Origin of the sequence: Bacillus sp. FSL K6-0268 (genome assembly GCF_038005425.1) — a bacterium.
GTDB classification, from domain to species: Bacteria; Bacillota; Bacilli; order Bacillales; family Bacillaceae_G; genus Bacillus_A; species Bacillus_A thuringiensis_S.
This window is the reverse complement of record NZ_JBBOTF010000001.1, coordinates 4,229,961-4,246,666: the sequence shown is the minus strand read 5'-3', so window position 1 is coordinate 4,246,666 and position 16,706 is coordinate 4,229,961. Positions and strand designations below refer to the sequence as shown.

Sequence of the window (16,706 nt, the reverse complement as noted above, 5' to 3'; positions counted from 1 at the left end):
CCACCTGTTTTACTTTTTATTACGATCCGCATAAACTTCCATCGCATCACACATAAACTGCGCTAACCCCTCGCCAAACTTATCGATATTTTTCGTGAAGCGCTCATCAGCGACATACATTTGACCGAGTCCCTTAAAAGCGTCTAATGAATAGTGACTAAAGTTTTGCAAGTAATCGTACCATACTTTGATTGCTCCCTGCGCCTCTTTAGAATCTGGTGCACCGTGTCTCAGTACCGCTAAATTTCTATAAATAGTATTAAACTCTTCTTGGTTCTCTTTTGACATACCTTTTGCATATTCGTTCGCTTTATCTACAGCTGCGTCTCCCCATTTTTCACGTGCTTCTTCTTCATATGGGTTATGGCTGAAATCGAATCCTTCAAATTTCTCTTTGTTCGTCATTTCAATCTCTCCTTTTGTATGCTGAATTGTTTTATCAATCGTCGCAATCACCTTATCTAATCTGGCACGCTTTTCAATAAGCATTTTCTTATGAAGCTGTAGTGCCTCTTCGCGATCAAATGATGGACACATGATAATTTCTTTAATTTTCTTCAAAGGGAAGCCAAGCTCTTTAAAAAACAAAATTTGCTGCAATGTCTCTAGATTTTCATTGGAATACAGACGATATCCAGACTCTGTCGTCTCGTCTGGGGTTAACAACCCAATTTCATCGTAATGATGCAGTGTGCGCACACTAATTCCAACTAAATCAGCTACTTCTTTTACCTTCATTGTCATGTGTATCTCCCCCTTAGTACATACGATAAAGTATGACGCAACGTTAGAGTCAATAAGTAAATTCATTTTCTTTCTAAAAGTTTCATCTCTCCCGTATTTCATGCATAATAGATATGTACATATATTAGAAAGCGGTGAAAGTATGGTTTCAAATACTGTAATTGCCAGCATCATCTTTCAACTCATTGTCTCGATTCTGGTCCCAATTATCGTACTCGTTTATTTCCGTAAAAAATATAATATTAATTGGAAAGTGGTCGGCATTGGTGTTCTTATCTTTATCGGATTTACCCAAATTCTTGAAACACCATTCCACCTATTTATGCGCGGTAATCCAACAATCGCTCCATTTTTAGAAAATCCGTTTGCCTTCGCAATTTATGGCGGATTGACTGCTGGTATTTTTGAAGAATTAGGACGCTTCGTTGCCTTCTTCTTCTTACTAAAAAAATATCTAGAATATAAAGATGGCTTCGCTTATGGAATTGGTCACGGCGGAATTGAATCTATTTTAATTGGCGGTTTTTCTGCATTACAAGCATTAATCTTTGCTAATTCTATTAACGATGGTAGCTTCGCTCAACTGATTGAACAAAAACCCGAACTCAGCATTTTACAAGACATGTTAATTCAGCAACCTGCCTACTTATACTTCCTTGGTAGCGTAGAAAGAATTATGGCACTCGTGCTTCAAATCGCCTTTACAATGCTTGTTTTATACGCAGTAAAACAGAAGAAATATATCTTCCTAGTATACGCTATACTATTCCACGCATTTGTAGACTTCTTTGCGGCACTTTACCAAACAAAGACAATCAATATCTTTGTTGCCGAAGGAATTACACTTCTGTGTACAATTGGTGCTGTCGTTCTTATTCGCAAAATGAAAGAGAAATTAATGAGTGTACCAGAGTAAAAAAATAACCCACCGGTTGGTGGGTTATTTTTTATAAGGACTATCACAATGATGATAACTTTTACCCTCCTTTAGCTCCCTCTTTGTTTCTGCATCTATAACGATGTACTTATGAAACTCTTCTACTTCATTTTGAGTAAAAGAAGCGAAAAAATAAACTTGGCGATCAGGGTGAACAAAAAAATCTTGAAGCACCACTCTACTTCGACAACCGACAGCTGTTTTTTTTAGGAAAGAAAATTATTCATCAGGCACTTCTTTAAATAAGATTTTTTTCCGAACACTATATGCTGCATTTTTATATTCTTTATAGATTTTCTTATCTAACTGTTTATAAAAAACATCCTCACTCACAAATGACTTATTTCGATTGCTTGGATAATTTAGTTTTTGGTTGGATTCTGCATATGTTGTGGACAATTGCGTAAGAAAACAAATAATGAATATGATACATATCATTTTTTTCATCATTGCACCTCAATTTTTTATTATCCACATTACTTTTCCACATATTTAAATCCATATGCCGTTTCCAATAAAAAGGAATTATTTCCACATTTGTCGAAGTATATAGCGTCAACTTGAAAGATGGGGATGAATTATGAAGAAAATTATTGTAATACGACATTGTTCAGCAACTGGGCAAAAACGTGATGATGAATTAACGACCGATGGAAAAGACCAAGCAAATACTCTTGCTACATTCCTCTTAGAAAATCATCTACAAATCGATCATATTATTTCAAGCCCATTTGTCCGAGCTATCGATTCCATTCGGCCCTATGCGCTCCAAGCTAACTTATCTATCCAAGAAGATGAACGATTAACTGAACGCATATTGAGCAACGTTCCAATGGATGATTGGATGCAAAAACTAGAATCCACTTTTACGAACATAGATATTGCCTTTTCAGGCGGAGAGTCAACAAAACAAGCAACAGACCGTGCCATTTCGCTTATTCAAGACGTTTTACAATTAAACCATACGACAACACTACTTGTTACACATGGCAATTTACTTACGCTCATTTTAAAGCATTTTGATCATACGATTGGCTTTAATGAATGGAGAACTTTAACCAATCCTGATATTTACGAAATTACAATCGACGAACAATGTATCATAAAACGCTTATGGGAAGCATCGTCCAAGTAATATCCCTTTCCAAAACATTCAGTTGACGCCACGAGAAGAGACTGTTCTAACAATAGAAAGGGGTATCATTTCATATGTACGAAGACGTACTTGCTTTACTACATAAAACAAATGTTTCTTATGAAAAATTCGAACACGAACCAGTACTCGATTATGAGACGGATCGGATCGTACGTGAGAGACTTGGCTTACAAGGCTCTCCAAGTAAAAGCTTATTTTTAAAATCAAAGTCTGGAGATTATTACGTATTTTTTACGTTAGAGGGCACAAGGCTCAACCGGGGAGAGATGAAAGAGCTAACAGGAGAACGCTTATCTCTCTGTTCTCCTGATGAACTGCGAGACAAAACTGGTTGTACGCCGGGATGTGTAGCTCCTTTCGGATATTCACACGATGTAACAATTATTGTGGATAACGCTATTTATACGTACGATAAAATTTTAATTACACCTGGTGTTCCTGAATTTACAATTGAATTATCCACAGAAGAATTAAAAAAGATTTTATTAACATGTACAAATACCGTTTTAGAGTACAAACAAAAAGAGAGCTAATCGCTAGCTCTCTTTTTTCATTATTTAGCTTCTGCTGTTTTTTCTTTTGCAGAACGTACTTGCTCGTCCGCATGGTAAGAAGAACGCACAAGTGGGCCAGCTTCACAGTGGCTAAATCCTTTGCTAAGTGCAATTTCTTTAAGCTCTGCAAATTCTGCTGGTGGATAATATTTAATAACTGGTAAATGCTTCTTAGATGGTTGTAGATATTGTCCAAGAGTTAAAATATCCACATTGTTTGCACGTAAGTCATCCATTGCTTCAATTAAATCTTCTCTTGTTTCACCTAAGCCGACCATAATGCTCGATTTAGTTGGAATATCAGGCTGCATTTCTTTTGCTCGACGTAAAAACTCTAATGAACGGTCATATTTTGCTCTAGCGCGAACTCGGTTAGATAATCGACGTACTGTTTCAATGTTATGGTTTAAAATATCTGGTTTTGCATCCATTAACATTTTTAAGTTTTCTTCTACCCCAGCCATATCAGATGGTAATACTTCGATAGACGTGAATGGGTTTTTACGACGTACTGCTCGTACTGTTTCAGCAAAAACAGCTGCTCCGCCGTCCTTTAAATCATCACGTGCAACCGCTGTTATAACAACGTGCTTTAAGCCCATTTGTACTACTGAATCTGCTACGCGTTCTGGTTCTTGTAAATCAAGCTCAGTTGGTAAGCCTGTTTTAACCGCACAAAAACGACAAGCGCGTGTACAAACCGCACCTAAAATCATAAATGTTGCTGTTTTTCTTACAGCCCAGCATTCATGAATATTCGGACATTTTGCCTCTTCACAAACGGTATGAAGATTCTTAGAACGCATCATTTTCTTTAAGCCTGTATAGTTTTCATTCGTGTTTAACTTAATTTTCAACCATTCGGGCTTGCGCTTATATTCTGTTTGTTTTGTCATGGTTATCAACTCCGCACAATATGAAATAGTTTACCGTGTTCGCTTCTTTCAATGTAACATATCTATTCTAACGTATGAAAGCGATTTGCTCAAATGAAGATTCTAAGATTTTTTCCAATCGTTCCCTATAATGAAATACTCCGTATATCCCACACTAAAAAGAGTGATGTTGTGAAAGGAGTCTATTTCATGCTTCGAAAAATTTCTCTTTTGCTTTCTATTTGTTTTCTTCTCCACCAAAACATCGCCTACGGTGAAGATAATCAGCAAAGCATATACGAAAAGCGCATGGTACTATATAAAGAAACCGAGCAGTCTTCAGGCATTCCATGGTATTACTTAGCTGCAATGGATCAATATGAAAGAAATATACGGAGCGTAAGAAAAGATATTCCAAAAAAACCAGATGCCATCATTTCCCTTTATTTCAAACCAGAAATATGGGCTGGACCTGTTAATAGTAACGACACTCTCCCCCATACAATTTCTCTATTTGGCGGAATAGGTTTAGATGGTGACAAAGATGGATTTGCAAATGCAAAAAGCGACCGTGATCTTCTGCATACCGCAGCGACTATTTTAAGGAAACAAGGAACGTCAGAAGACCGTATTAAAATTATGCTTTGGGAATATTATAGACGTGCAAAAACAGTTGATTTAATTAGCGAATACGCCCAAATTTATAAACATTATGGACGTATTAATTTAGAAGGAAATGCTTTTCCTCTTCCGATTCGTAGTGACCATAGCTACCGTAGTACTTTCGGTGCTGGAAGAAGTTTTGGGGGCAGACGAGTTCATGAAGGAACCGATATTTTTGCCGGATATGGCGTGCCAGTAAGATCGACTTGCTATGGCATTATTGAAACGAAAGGTTGGAACCGCCTTGGTGGATGGCGCATTGGTATTCGCGACCTTCATAACAATTACCATTATTACGCTCATTTAGGCGGGTTCTCAAAAGAAATACAGCTTGGACAAATTGTTGAGCCCGGAAAAGTAATCGGGTTTGTTGGTAGCACTGGCTATGGCCCCCCTGGTACAGCCGGAAAATTCCCACCCCACTTACATTTTGGCATATATAAAGACAATGGCTATACAGAATGGGCCTTCGATCCATATATGCATTTAAGCCTTTGGGAACGCAAAGAACGAGCAAATACAAAACGATAACCGTAGCGCATTGCTACGGTTATTTTTTATCCAGTAAAAGCCCGATTGATTCAAGTTTCACTTTATATGCAATTAACTATCTGTTTTCTTTTTATCAGGTACAGCAACACTTCCGCTTCCATAATACGTAGGCACTTCCCCTTGAACGATACGCGTCGCAATCGGAACATTTTGTTTCACCGTTATCTCTTTCGTATGAAATGGAATGATTACTTGCAACGTTACTTCCATTTCCATAACAATTTGAATCGCTGTAGTGTTGATCCCGTGCGGCTCAATTTTTTGTTTAATATCTGTATTCACATGCCCAATTGGCGTGAAATGAATCGGAATATCTGGTCCTATATTACCAAGAAGCGCATTATCAGTTACACGCCCAAAAGGAACTGCCATAGTCGCCCCGTTTTTTTCAGAAATACCTAGCTCCTTCAACTTCCCTTGTTCTACTTGCTGCAAATATTTTTCTATGTACGTAGTCGTTGACGTTACGATTTCATTTACTTGCTTCGTATTTAAATTAATTGTGGATACTTTCCCGTTTTTATCATTTTGTACTTTCATTAACGAATCGACATCGAATCCTTCATTAATTCGATCCTTTACCGCCTTCGTCATAATTGCAGTCGCCATTTTCTTTGTCTCTACTTCTCCATATTTAATTAAGGTCGGCTGAATACTATTATTCACAATCCACAGCCCTTGCGTAAGTAATATAACAAAAAGAATAAACGACATAAGCAGTATATACCGAAAGGCGATAGGTCCCTTTCGAAACCGCGAGTTTTTCGAGCGAAATATACTCATAAAAAAACCTCCTTCTTATATCATTTCTATGCAAGAAGGAGGGACGATATATGCTTATCTCATTTTTAATAATGCTTCTTTTCCAATCGTTCCTGCTGGAATGCCTAATGCTTCAGCTCCAGTCGTTACCGATTCTAGTGGCGCTTCAAGAAGTTGTTCAATCGTTCTTACACCAACCGCACGGCCAGCAATAATTCCTCGATCACCTAACTTCTCATTTAAAAGACCTACATCTAATGCACCACACATAATATATCCTTTATCGCTCATTACAGCTAGCAAATTCGTCTTTGGAAGTTTGACGCTAACCGCAATAAACGTATAATTATCAATTATAATTGGCTCCACATTAACCATAGTTCACACTCCTCTCTTTCTTATCTGTATGACAAGAGAAAAATGAGTGTTACAAGTTAACTAGCCTATAGTTTAACGGAAGATGTATAAGTTATTAACATATCTGTTAACACATCTCTAAGTAGTTCTGGCATATAATATTGTTTGCTAGAAAGTGTGGATAGCTCTGGGTATAAGTATCCAAACGTAAACATATCAATTGTTCCTACTGTATATATACGGTCTAACTCCAGCGATTCGCCGTTAATCAATACATCTTCTAATAAAATTTTATTCCCAGGAATCGTATCTGGAATTACTTCTACACCAGCGTAAATCATTTTCCCCATCACTTTTCCACGAAATCCGAATCCTTTTACCTCAAGGTTTTCCATATTCGGTTTACGTGCTTTCAAAATAACTTCTCTTAATATCTTTCCTGGAACTTTCAAAGCACACGGATTAATTGGATGTGGACAAATTCTGTGAATATCTCCGCGCGTTACAACACCCTCTTCTAATCCTTCAAGAAGTACACCAGCATTCACCATTCCAATTTCTGCACTGCACCATGTTTTCAGCGCACTTGCTAACATATGAGAAAACGGCGCCTCATGAAACCAATCAACCGGTAATGACTCTTTTAAATGAACGACAGGCTCTGCCATTATATGCTTACTTTCTTCCTGCAGTATTTCAATTGTGGATAACGGCTCGCTATAAGCCCCTAACCGTTCCGTCTTAATTGCTCTACCGTCTTTTTTCAGTAGTTTCTTCGTCTCTATATCCACAGTAAGCTGTACGTGACCAACGTAACGCCCCCACTTTTCACAACAACAAAGTAACGTATTATTCATAAGAACACCACGCTCAAATAAATGATGCGTATGCGCACCTAAAATCACATCTATATCATAATGCTCTGCCATATACTCATCCATGCTTTTTCCAAGGTGAGAAAGGACAACTGTAATATGAGCCTCATCTCGCACTTCTTCTAAAATAGACTCTAAATGGATAAGCGGATCTTCAATATGCCAATCGAGCATATGATAGAACTCTGGATAAGCTACCGTTAACCCGATAAAGGCAATCGTAATCCCATCTGTCGTTGTATGTAATTTATAAGGCTTTGCCCACTCCGGACGTACACCTTCTTTTTCAAATAAATTCGCGACAAGCACTTCAAATCCAGCCTCATCATATAGACGATTCAAATGCTCCTTCGCTAACGTAATTCCTTCATTATTTCCGATCGTTACATAATCATATAACGCCTCATTTAAAAGCTTCGTATTACCAAGTCCATTCGTCGCTTCCGAAATACTATGAAAACGATCCACATGATCGCCGATATCAACCGTCAAAACGGTCTCTCCCGCTTCCTGTCTTCGCTTTTTCTCTCCCTGTACAAACCGAGAAATTTGCGGCCAATTTTCAAAATGACTATGTATATCGTTTGTATGATAAAGGTGGATGATTGTTTCCTTATTTATATTCAGAGAAAAAACCTCCTCTCAGTTCCTTACTGCCATTTACGCTATGCGCATACAATAATCCTGTAAATACTTTTCGTCTTTTCTTGCTATTTTACATTGTACTCGCATTGTGAGAAAAAGCAAAAGATTGCCCTTTTTTATATGAGAAATTTTTGCTAATGCAGGAAAGAATTCCAGATAGTGGAGGGAGGGGTGGATTTGTCAAAAAGTTTAATATAAAATTCAGTGGTTGATTGTTCAAGTGGATTTGTCAGTCTCTTTGTCTTAAACCTAGTCGTTCTCTGTTCTTATAAAATGTTTGGGGTATGTGAGAATTTTCTTTTGTCTTATCTTGTCGACAAATCGATATTCCTTGTCGAAACGTTGATATATTGAAATAATCGTTGATATATTCCCGTTTATGATCGATATATTTGAAAAATCGTTGATATATTTAGCTGAACACCCACCCGGGTATCCTCTCCCAAGCCAAGACAAATCCGCAAAACAAAAAAGCGCCCTGCACAGCAGGGCGCTTTCTTCATACATATATTATCCAGTTCTAGCGGCTAGAATGTTCGGTAGCTTCACTTCTTCCCCCTCACATTCTGAACAAGCCGCTTCCACTTTAAATATTGTCCAGCTTTGCCTCCTAAACCCTCATGTCTAAGAACCTTCCGCACGAGAAGATAAAAAGCATCTTCTGTGCGAAAGAACCTTAGCCAACGGGTCTGAACAGTCGGCTCCGCATTTCTATTTAACCAATAGAACCTTCCATCTCGACTATATATAAAAGAATACAACGTAGAAAACCGCATCTAATCAATGTTTTAGGAGTTTAATGAAATTTGTTTTTTGATGTTTTTCGTTATTTATTTTACAAAACGGTATCACAAATGGTATCACAAAAAAATTAAAAACAAAAAAGCACAGCGTGTATAAGTGGTGCTACCAACACCCTTATACCGTCCGCCTACCATGACTAGGCAAACACTTGCTGTACTCTTACGAACTATTTTACAGTACGCAAGGGCTCCTTAGCAACAGTTTGCTTATACTTGGCATTCTGTTGCTTTTTTGTTTCCAAAAAGGAGAAATATATATGGAAAGAAAAAGAATTGAGGTTGTAGCAAGTAAAGAGTCATTTCATAATTTATCACCATTTATAGAAGTAGAAGAACTAAACAAAACTGTACGTGCGTACAGAGACTCTATCCGTATGCTTATTAAGCGTACCGATGTACAATCTAAACTCATTACATTACTTGAAATTCTAAAACGCCACAGTTGCAAATATGTAGGTGTTAGTTTCCTGTGCAAAAACAGAATAGCAGAAAAAATGGAAGTTTCATATAAAACTGTACAACGTTTAATGAAGAAGCTTGTGGATTTAGAAATGATTAAACAGGTGGCAATGAAACGCAAAAAAGATATGCTTCAAACTTCTAATGCTATTATTATTCAACCTATTGTGGAAGAAGTGTCCAACAAGACACAAGGTGAAAGTCCTAAAAAGTGTCCTACCATGAAAACAAAACCTGTTTCCTTAAAACAAAATATAAAAGATATAAACAAACGTAATAGTAATGAGAATAGCAATACTCCAGAAGAGAATATGGAACAAGCTGACTTTATTGCTCATTGGGTACCAGAACGTTTTATTTCTTTAGTTCGCTCTTTTTACAGTGAATCTAAAACAATTCAAGAACTGTGGAAGGTCGTAAGACAGTGTAATAAAATTGTTAACCATACAACAGGTGATACAGCATTTACTAAAGAACAAGAGTTAACTATTGGCTTAAAAGCTATTAAAGAATTTGTTATGAAAATTAAATCCGGAGTAAAAATGAAAAAGGGTAAATTCGCTTATTTCAACGGGATTGTAAACAATTTAATGGACAAGTTCTACTTTGATAAAGAATTTATGGCCATATAAAAAACACCTAGCTAAATTAACTAGGCGTTTCGATTTTTAAAATATCCATGAATTGAATTTTATGTATTGCATTCGGTCCATCATTCACTACAATTCTACCCATTTGTTGTTCCAGTTTAACAATTTTACCTTGAATAATACCTGTTTCTTTATATTTTCGATACACAGTAAATACTAATTCTGTATCATCCTGTACTGCCAATTGTATTAATTCAGCAGCTTCTTGTTGCTCGAATTCATCCATGTATGGTCTAGGTTCCTTTTTTGAACCACTTTTCTTCTTTGGTGGTTTTGGTACTCCGTTTGTCATATAATATCACCTCATTGAGCGTTTTAAGCGTATTGATATTTTGTTCTTACTTTATCAACAGATAGTATATTAGTTAATTTCAACGTTCTAACTTGTTGTTTTTTCATACAATACACCAATATACGATCTTCATATATCCTTCTGACAATTACAGTTCTTTGAGAGAAATCTCCTGAACCGTTTAAATAAATTAATTCAATTGGTGTTTTTTGATTGAATGAGTATGTAAGTAAATGATTCATAAAATGACCTCCACAAGAACATTTGTTTGCACAATTATAGAACGCACGTTCTATTTTGTCAACAAATCAGAAGCTTAACCATTTACAGTTGTTGCATGAAATTGGTATGATTTAGGTATAAATCTATGGAGGGAAATTATATGAAAAAACCGTTTTATAAAAAATGGTGGGTTTGGATTATTACTGCACTATTAATAATTTTTGTTGCTGCTGGTGTTAGTGGCAATAAAAAGGATAGCACTAAACCTGCGATTGCAGAAAATAAAGAAACTAAATTAACAGTAGATGAATACAAACAAAGAGTAGAAACAGCATTGAAAGAAATGGGAGAAAAAACAAAGTTGAAAATTAATTCAACCGAAGTATTAGAAGATGGCAGAACCTCAATTGGTTTATCAAATAATATTTTTATTTTCTTAGACACCGATAAGGAAAAACAAATTAAAAAGGCTTCGCTAGCTATGACACCAAATGCTTTCTTTACTGAGCAAAAAGATTTCAAATTCGCTTTCTTATTATTAATAGGAACGATAGATGATTCATTGAGTTTTGGAGAACGTAATTTAGTTAAACAAGAACTTGGTCTTAGTGACGAAACAGTATTTAGTAAAGATCATACAAAGGTTTATCAAAAGAATAAAATAAGGTATACATATAAAGGTAGTATAAAAGAAAACTTTATTCTACAAGCGGAATTGCGAAAGTAGGTGTTCAAAATAAAAAGAGATTCTAATGTTATGAAAGTTGTTAGCTCTATATTCAGGGGATTTCGTTTAATTAGCAGAATTATAAATCCGATATTAAAGGCATTATCTAAAAATAAATTTTAAACATCATAGCACCCAAAAAGCCAACCCTATTATAAATAAAGTTGGCTTTTTTGTTATTTCACATATTCATATGCTGGTGCAGGCGGTCTTCCGTGGTCATAAGCGGGTGCATCACCATGATCCCCGTGTGCTTCTAATTTACTTATAACATTATTATGCCCCTCACCATATGCTAAATCAGGTCTTTGTGGTGCAGGTGTATCACCTTCAGCCATTGCAATAAACCCTACTGCCATAATGGGAAGTAATAATGCTGACTTTAACTTTTTCATCACACTAACGCCCCTTTTTCTTCAAATTGTTTTCTCGATTCATTACTGATATAAAAGTACTTACTTGCTTTTTTGTCGTTCGCTTCTTTATAAAACATAGTAGCGAGAATTTCAGCATATTCTTGAACACACTTTGTTAATCCTTCTACTTCAAAATAGGAAATTCCTGCTTCTATTACACTTTCTAATACATTTAAATCAGATTCATCATTCAATTCCTTTAATATATTAAATCTGTGTATATACTCTTGATTTCCTATTTGAGTAGACGTTCTTAGCCCCTGTTCTATTAACCTATTGGCTGCTGTATGTTCCCTCAATTTATAATGTTCCTTAGCTTGTAGAAAGATAGCCTTATAATGGTTTGGTAAATGTTCAGTTACTTCTGATAAGTGGCGGATAGCTAAAGATGAAAGCCCCTGACTAGCATATAACCACCCTATATTATTTCTAAGACGTAATAACAGTTCTGTGTTATTACCCTTTTTAACAATATCTATTGCTTTATTTAAATGTTCTTCAGCCTGTTCAAATTGTCTTATCTGTATACATGTTAATCCTAGTACATTTTCACATAATGCTACGTTTATCTCATAGCCTTCATTATTATGAAAACCTGTTTTTGCTTTATTTATATATGTTATAGAGGGGAGGGGCTTATATGTTTGATAGTAGAATGTTGCTAAACGGTAATTAAATTCTGCTTGTTCTATTTCATCAGGGACATATTTTAGAAGTGCTTCTGCTTCTTCAAATTGTTCCCCAGCCTCTGCATAATTAGACAAAAATGTATTATGTATTGCTTTATAAAAGTGGTAGTAATAAGCTAAATAATTGTCTACTGGTTTATTGAAGTTCTCAATTTCATCAAATTCACTTGGTAAAATATTAATACCTTGAGTTAGAACCTTATACCTAAAATCTAGTAAAGAGTAATATAATAATAAATTTTGGGCTTGTAATTCTGTGTCTTTTTCATGTTGTAAATTATTAATTAAATGATCAATTTTTTCTTTCAAGTTTGACGCCTTTACATACTGTTGTGTTAACATTGCTTGATACCAGTCATTAAGTAATTTCGTAACTTGTTCATTCCCCTTCACTGGAGCATCCATAAAATCACTTCCTTCTTTCTGAATAGTCTTACATTAAAGGATAACAAAAAAAGGAAGAAAAAAGAATATCAAAGTATATTTCTACATAATTTTCAGACTTTTAATAACAAATATTAACAAATACAGACAACTCTTGCTTTTGTACAATGGCCAGTATTACTGAATTAGAAAGAGGTATTATTAGTAAACGAATAAAGTCTGGTCTGCAAGCGGCCCGACACAAGAGGAAAAAAAGGTGGTCGACCTAATAAAAGAGAAGATAAAGTTGCAATAGCCATTAAAATGTATAAAAGTAAAGACTACACGATTAAGGAAATTACAGCGGCGACTGGAATTAGCAAAACCACGTTGTATAGGTATTTAGACAAGACCCACCAAGGTTTCCAGAGTAATTTATCTGACAGACTAGAACAGCTCCCCTGTGATTAAACCTTAATATAAAGGGTTTTTATGAAGTATGTCTAATTAGTTATAAAAGTGGTACAACACGCACATTTAATTAATGGAGGTATATATGTTTTTTGAAAACGATAGTACTAAAAAGAAGAGTTCATCTAATAATGCATGTTGGATTACTTTTTGTTTTTGGGGACTTGTGTTATTTATGAATTCTGTATTTGAGTTATTGTTTGATAGAGAGCTTATATCTAGTTCCTTTCTAATACTTGTACTGGGTTTAATCATATTTTTTGTAAGTGATTTTATAATAAACAAAAAGACAAGGAATTAATTCCTTGTCCCTTTTTATTGTGAACGACAAGTAAAACTATGCGTTGCACCAATAGAAAGCCTATTAATAATAACACCTTTATTTTTATTATTACAATAGTTAAGTGCACCTGCGCCTAAGGCTGGAACAGCTACGATCATTAAAGTTACCCAGGTAGGACTTTTACCAAACTTTTTAGCTAATGCAATTGCAAATCCCCATCCTGTTCCATGTAAACCAGCGAGTTTTACTACTTCATTCACTTGGTAGTTTGAAATATAAAAGTCTTTTGATCTTACTGTAGCATACTGTGCTGTGTAATTCGGACTATTATTAATAGAGTTTTCATTGACTTTAGATGCAATAAGGTTTGCTACATTATCTGCGCTTACATTTCCATTGTATAAATCGTTTATATTTTTATACGAATAATAAAAATCTTGTGATGCTTTACTCAGCTTTAAGATATCTTCTGGAGTATTATTAGATAGATTCTCCATGTCTAAATTTTGATCCAGTTCTTGAATAACATCCATAATCTCTTTAGTTTTAGCGATTTCTAAACCACTAACCTCGGTCTTGATAGTGTTAACATTCTGACTTTCCTCAGCATAAGAAATACTTGTAGGTGCAGTGTAGGAAAATGCTAGCATGGTTGTAAAGGTTACTAGGAGGCACTTGTTAAAAATTTTCATTTTTCAATCCCCTTCTCTTATTTTTTAACACATTTATACTATAATTCAATAATCAGGAAAATGATAGAGTTATATTTTAATTTTAATAGATGGATTCTATTATTCAATGTAAAAACAGAAACCTCTAAAAAACTTTAACTGGTATAATACATTGAATAACTTAAATTAAGGAGATACATAAATACCAGGATATTTAATTGCCACATTTTTCTTGAACGAATAAAATTCTTTTTTCGGTCGTGTGCCCCCTAATAGCATATAATAAATTGCTGCTGGCATGATGCCATTTTATATACAGAAAAACACTCCCGTTCACAACCGCAGGAGTGTTTTTCTCATATTTCAGTCTGTTACTACATAAAATAAAACCACACGTGTTCCTCTTGTATAGTAAGCATCCCACGTAGCCAGAGTACTCCTCAAGAGCACTCTGGTTTTTATTATTCATTTTAATAAAACTATTCTTTGGTGAAAATATATTTAACATATACATTTATCGTCCAATAATAAGTTCTATCCTTCACTAATATTGGATATACTATTTATACATCTAGAGAATCACCACATGAGGCACCTTCAGCTGGGGAAGGTGTCTTTATTATTTTCGAGTCATATTGTATGTAGTGGATTCATATAATTAGAATGCCGATACTGTAATCCAACCAGGAATACTCTTTTTCATTTCCTTACTTCACATACGCATAGGTTGTTGCATTTACTTTTACATAATATATTTTATCTTTAAAATTTCACATATTCACCTGAAACCCACTGGTCTCCCCCAACATTATACCAACCATCTCTATATCCCCACGACTGATACTGTTCCCCTTGGTACACATTTTTTACAATACCATAGTTAGTTCCTGGACCTTTACGAACACGTAATACATCAGCTGTAATAGTCAATACACCAACGCCATCATTTAAAGGTTTAGAAGGTTTCGGCACATTTTCTCCTGTATAACGAATGTATGATGGATCATTATAAATCCACTGATCGCCGCCAAGGTTTAACCAACCATTTGACTCATCCCATACTTGGTAAGATTCTCCTTTACCTAATTGACGAATAATCCCGTATCCAGTGCCTGGACCTTTACGAAGATTAACGCTATTTCCTCCGATATATGCAATACCTGTTTCACCACTGAAAGATGGAGTAGGCGTTAGGTTACTTAGACTACTACCTCCATTATATGCATGTTGAACCCTTTCAATAAAGTTATTCCAACGCCCCTCTGCCAACATACGATGAGGACAGTACTTCCCACTCCATGATTGGTGTGTACAAACTTTGTAAATTGGAATATCATACTGTTTCATTAATTGTGCTACAACGATAGTTGCATTGTCTTCCGCTTTATAATATCTCTCTCCACCGCTTAAAGAGTAGCAAATTTCAACCCCAATAGATTTACGATTACCATTGCCGTTACCGTCGCCAGTATGCCAGGCGTTACGCTCTAAAGGAATTCCTTGCACAGCTTCCTTATCATCTACCGCGATATGAAACGATACTTGGTTGTCATTACGAATCATATAAGCTACTTCGTTTTCTGCTGTAGCATCGTTGTACGTATTGTGGACTGTAATGAATTCTGGATTCATTGTATACGGACACTTTGTACCATATTTACTTGGGTCAACTAATTTTTTTCTGATTTCCATTATTGAACATCTCCCTTTTTCTCTTCTTGTTTTTGTTTTCCACCCAAAATTTCAACTGCATTTGTTAAAGCTGAAGGCAAAGGTATTCCCATACGCCCTGCATTTTCTAAAAGTGAAAGCAACTCATTCCCAATAAAGAAAAAAATCGTCGCTTCACGAATAGCGCTATTGCTTCCTAGTGCTAAATCTAGTTGAGCTGCCGCTCCTACCAAAAGAAAAAGCACCACCTTTTTGGCGATGCCTTTGAAACCCACTTTACTTTTTAATTCTCCGTTATATCCTGCTGCAATCATGCCAGTTAAATAATCAATAACTGCCATCGTCACTAAGATTTTCAATGTTGTATCCCATCCTCCCAAGAAATACCCACAGAAGCCACCGAAAGTGGCAATAAAGGTTTTTAATAATACATCAATACGATCCATCTTTTCCTCTCCTTTTTTAGATAATAAAAAAGACCAACTATTGCTGCTCCTGCTCTGTTTGTGTGTTATTTTCATTAGTTGGTGTTGGCGGTTCTTGAGATGGGTAATTCCCTGTAAGTTTAAAATAATCATTTGCACAAATGTTCCTTTTAGCAACTCCTAAGTTCAATTCATATAATTTGGCTCCACAACCACATAACTCACATTTCGTTAAAACCCTAAAACCAATAGTTCCGTCAGACATGTCCCTCCACACCTCAACTTTACTCGTATCATTGGAAACCCCTGCATTATCTAACATGTCAGCAGGTACTTGTATAAAGACTCCTGTTTCCGTTCGTTTTACATCTACTATTCTTCCCATATAAGGAAGCATTTCACCTTCTTGAAAAGGCATCATATAGTTAATATCCATGTTTAATC

Annotated in this window: 19 protein-coding genes and 2 pseudogenes; 7 read left to right on the top strand and 14 right to left on the bottom strand. The window is 35.6% G+C overall.

Going from position 1 to position 16,706, the window contains the following annotated elements; translation table 11 throughout:
- Window positions 1–9: 9 nt before the first annotated feature.
- Window positions 10–744, bottom strand: coding sequence for a MerR family transcriptional regulator (locus MHI28_RS21980; RefSeq protein WP_000178110.1), 735 nt, complete (start codon window positions 742–744; stop codon window positions 10–12).
- A gap of 100 nt (window positions 745–844) precedes the next feature.
- Between MHI28_RS21980 and MHI28_RS21975 the strand changes: the two genes are divergently transcribed.
- Window positions 845–1,660 carry a YhfC family intramembrane metalloprotease gene (locus MHI28_RS21975; RefSeq protein ID WP_002083707.1) on the top strand — a complete coding sequence of 272 codons (816 nt, stop codon included), beginning with the start codon at window positions 845–847 and terminating at the stop codon, window positions 1,658–1,660.
- A gap of 24 nt (window positions 1,661–1,684) precedes the next feature.
- Here MHI28_RS21975 and MHI28_RS21970 read toward each other — a convergent pair.
- Window positions 1,685–2,128 (bottom strand): annotated as a pseudogene (locus MHI28_RS21970) (hypothetical protein).
- 133 nt (window positions 2,129–2,261) lie between these two features.
- Here MHI28_RS21970 and MHI28_RS21965 point away from each other — a divergent pair.
- Together MHI28_RS21965 and MHI28_RS21960 are read left to right on the top strand one after the other, a co-directional pair.
- Window positions 2,262–2,816 (top strand): histidine phosphatase family protein, encoded by a 555-nt coding sequence (locus tag MHI28_RS21965; protein ID WP_000721052.1) that lies wholly within the window; start codon window positions 2,262–2,264, stop codon window positions 2,814–2,816.
- 74 nt (window positions 2,817–2,890) lie between these two features.
- Window positions 2,891–3,370 (top strand): YbaK/EbsC family protein, encoded by a 480-nt coding sequence (locus MHI28_RS21960; protein ID WP_000272740.1) that lies wholly within the window; start codon window positions 2,891–2,893, stop codon window positions 3,368–3,370.
- Window positions 3,371–3,390: 20 nt separating this feature from the next.
- On the opposite strand, the gene lipA is transcribed toward MHI28_RS21960, so the two are convergent.
- The gene (gene lipA / locus MHI28_RS21955; RefSeq protein ID WP_000166367.1) at window positions 3,391–4,287 is read right to left on the bottom strand and encodes a lipoyl synthase; all 897 of its coding nucleotides are present in this window, start codon (window positions 4,285–4,287) and stop codon (window positions 3,391–3,393) included.
- 189 nt (window positions 4,288–4,476) lie between these two features.
- Between lipA and MHI28_RS21950 the strand changes: the two genes are divergently transcribed.
- On the top strand, window positions 4,477–5,460 hold the full coding sequence (locus tag MHI28_RS21950) for a M23 family metallopeptidase (protein WP_000944692.1): 984 nt from the start codon (window positions 4,477–4,479) through the stop codon (window positions 5,458–5,460).
- Window positions 5,461–5,532: 72 nt separating this feature from the next.
- Here MHI28_RS21950 and yunB read toward each other — a convergent pair whose 3' ends face one another.
- From yunB to MHI28_RS21935, 3 genes are all read right to left on the bottom strand, one after another.
- Window positions 5,533–6,264 carry a sporulation protein YunB gene (gene yunB / locus MHI28_RS21945; protein WP_000021795.1) on the bottom strand — a complete coding sequence of 244 codons (732 nt, stop codon included), beginning with the start codon at window positions 6,262–6,264 and terminating at the stop codon, window positions 5,533–5,535.
- A gap of 54 nt (window positions 6,265–6,318) precedes the next feature.
- Window positions 6,319–6,621 carry a YunC family protein gene (locus tag MHI28_RS21940; RefSeq protein WP_000248466.1) on the bottom strand — a complete coding sequence of 101 codons (303 nt, stop codon included), beginning with the start codon at window positions 6,619–6,621 and terminating at the stop codon, window positions 6,319–6,321.
- Window positions 6,622–6,686: 65 nt separating this feature from the next.
- Entirely contained in the window at window positions 6,687–8,078 is a 1,392-nt protein-coding gene (locus MHI28_RS21935; RefSeq protein WP_074790678.1) for a bifunctional metallophosphatase/5'-nucleotidase, read from the bottom strand.
- Window positions 8,079–9,180: 1,102 nt separating this feature from the next.
- On the opposite strand from MHI28_RS21935, the gene MHI28_RS21930 reads away from it, so the two are divergent.
- Complete coding sequence (locus MHI28_RS21930; RefSeq protein ID WP_340828299.1) at window positions 9,181–10,014, top strand: helix-turn-helix domain-containing protein; 834 nt, start codon at window positions 9,181–9,183, stop codon at window positions 10,012–10,014.
- Window positions 10,015–10,030: 16 nt separating this feature from the next.
- On the opposite strand, the gene MHI28_RS21925 is transcribed toward MHI28_RS21930, so the two are convergent.
- Window positions 10,031–10,324, bottom strand: coding sequence for a YolD-like family protein (locus MHI28_RS21925; RefSeq protein ID WP_327946503.1), 294 nt, complete (start codon window positions 10,322–10,324; stop codon window positions 10,031–10,033).
- A gap of 23 nt (window positions 10,325–10,347) precedes the next feature.
- Entirely contained in the window at window positions 10,348–10,566 is a 219-nt protein-coding gene (locus MHI28_RS21920) for a hypothetical protein (protein ID WP_327946502.1), read from the bottom strand.
- 140 nt (window positions 10,567–10,706) lie between these two features.
- Between MHI28_RS21920 and MHI28_RS21915 the strand changes: the two genes are divergently transcribed.
- A complete protein-coding gene (locus tag MHI28_RS21915) occupies window positions 10,707–11,273 on the top strand; it encodes a hypothetical protein (protein ID WP_002083668.1) in 567 nt (188 codons plus the stop codon).
- Window positions 11,274–11,449: 176 nt separating this feature from the next.
- Here MHI28_RS21915 and MHI28_RS21910 read toward each other — a convergent pair whose 3' ends face one another.
- Together MHI28_RS21910 and MHI28_RS21905 are read right to left on the bottom strand one after the other, a co-directional pair.
- Window positions 11,450–11,668 (bottom strand): hypothetical protein, encoded by a 219-nt coding sequence (locus MHI28_RS21910; RefSeq protein ID WP_327946501.1) that lies wholly within the window; start codon window positions 11,666–11,668, stop codon window positions 11,450–11,452.
- A complete protein-coding gene (locus tag MHI28_RS21905; RefSeq protein WP_340828298.1) occupies window positions 11,668–12,783 on the bottom strand; it encodes a Rap family tetratricopeptide repeat protein in 1,116 nt (371 codons plus the stop codon). Before MHI28_RS21905 ends, MHI28_RS21910 begins: the two co-directional genes overlap by 1 nt.
- A gap of 137 nt (window positions 12,784–12,920) precedes the next feature.
- Between MHI28_RS21905 and MHI28_RS21900 the strand changes: the two are divergent.
- A pseudogene (locus MHI28_RS21900) lies at window positions 12,921–13,212 on the top strand (helix-turn-helix domain-containing protein); the annotation flags it as partial.
- Window positions 13,213–13,527: 315 nt separating this feature from the next.
- Here the strand turns inward: MHI28_RS21900 and MHI28_RS21895 are convergent.
- The 4 genes from MHI28_RS21895 to MHI28_RS21880 all read right to left on the bottom strand — a co-directional run bounded on the left by MHI28_RS21895 (window position 13,528) and on the right by MHI28_RS21880 (window position 16,698).
- Window positions 13,528–14,187 (bottom strand): hypothetical protein, encoded by a 660-nt coding sequence (locus MHI28_RS21895; protein WP_327946499.1) that lies wholly within the window; start codon window positions 14,185–14,187, stop codon window positions 13,528–13,530.
- 741 nt (window positions 14,188–14,928) lie between these two features.
- On the bottom strand, window positions 14,929–15,858 hold the full coding sequence (locus tag MHI28_RS21890; protein ID WP_327946498.1) for an N-acetylmuramoyl-L-alanine amidase: 930 nt from the start codon (window positions 15,856–15,858) through the stop codon (window positions 14,929–14,931).
- Window positions 15,858–16,283 (bottom strand): phage holin family protein, encoded by a 426-nt coding sequence (locus tag MHI28_RS21885; RefSeq protein ID WP_044797905.1) that lies wholly within the window; start codon window positions 16,281–16,283, stop codon window positions 15,858–15,860. The genes MHI28_RS21890 and MHI28_RS21885 overlap by 1 nt, the downstream gene beginning before the upstream one ends.
- Before the next feature lie 37 nt (window positions 16,284–16,320).
- A complete protein-coding gene (locus MHI28_RS21880; protein ID WP_044797904.1) occupies window positions 16,321–16,698 on the bottom strand; it encodes a hypothetical protein in 378 nt (125 codons plus the stop codon).
- Window positions 16,699–16,706: the final 8 nt, after the last annotated feature.

Coding starts and splice junctions, on each gene's coding strand:
- MHI28_RS21915 (WP_002083668.1), top strand. CDS start 10,707: ATGAAAAAACCGTTTTATAAAAAATGGTGGGTTTGGATTATTACTGCA.
- MHI28_RS21910 (WP_327946501.1), bottom strand. CDS start 11,668: ATGAAAAAGTTAAAGTCAGCATTATTACTTCCCATTATGGCAGTAGGG.
- MHI28_RS21905 (WP_340828298.1), bottom strand. CDS start 12,783: ATGGATGCTCCAGTGAAGGGGAATGAACAAGTTACGAAATTACTTAAT.
- MHI28_RS21925 (WP_327946503.1), bottom strand. CDS start 10,324: ATGACAAACGGAGTACCAAAACCACCAAAGAAGAAAAGTGGTTCAAAA.
- MHI28_RS21920 (WP_327946502.1), bottom strand. CDS start 10,566: ATGAATCATTTACTTACATACTCATTCAATCAAAAAACACCAATTGAA.
- MHI28_RS21895 (WP_327946499.1), bottom strand. CDS start 14,187: ATGAAAATTTTTAACAAGTGCCTCCTAGTAACCTTTACAACCATGCTA.
- MHI28_RS21950 (WP_000944692.1), top strand. CDS start 4,477: ATGCTTCGAAAAATTTCTCTTTTGCTTTCTATTTGTTTTCTTCTCCAC.
- MHI28_RS21890 (WP_327946498.1), bottom strand. CDS start 15,858: ATGGAAATCAGAAAAAAATTAGTTGACCCAAGTAAATATGGTACAAAG.
- MHI28_RS21880 (WP_044797904.1), bottom strand. CDS start 16,698: ATGGATATTAACTATATGATGCCTTTTCAAGAAGGTGAAATGCTTCCT.
- lipA (WP_000166367.1), bottom strand. CDS start 4,287: ATGACAAAACAAACAGAATATAAGCGCAAGCCCGAATGGTTGAAAATT.
- MHI28_RS21930 (WP_340828299.1), top strand. CDS start 9,181: ATGGAAAGAAAAAGAATTGAGGTTGTAGCAAGTAAAGAGTCATTTCAT.
- MHI28_RS21885 (WP_044797905.1), bottom strand. CDS start 16,283: ATGGATCGTATTGATGTATTATTAAAAACCTTTATTGCCACTTTCGGT.
- yunB (WP_000021795.1), bottom strand. CDS start 6,264: ATGAGTATATTTCGCTCGAAAAACTCGCGGTTTCGAAAGGGACCTATC.
- MHI28_RS21975 (WP_002083707.1), top strand. CDS start 845: ATGCATAATAGATATGTACATATATTAGAAAGCGGTGAAAGTATGGTT.
- MHI28_RS21960 (WP_000272740.1), top strand. CDS start 2,891: ATGTACGAAGACGTACTTGCTTTACTACATAAAACAAATGTTTCTTAT.
- MHI28_RS21965 (WP_000721052.1), top strand. CDS start 2,262: ATGAAGAAAATTATTGTAATACGACATTGTTCAGCAACTGGGCAAAAA.
- MHI28_RS21940 (WP_000248466.1), bottom strand. CDS start 6,621: ATGGTTAATGTGGAGCCAATTATAATTGATAATTATACGTTTATTGCG.
- MHI28_RS21980 (WP_000178110.1), bottom strand. CDS start 744: ATGACAATGAAGGTAAAAGAAGTAGCTGATTTAGTTGGAATTAGTGTG.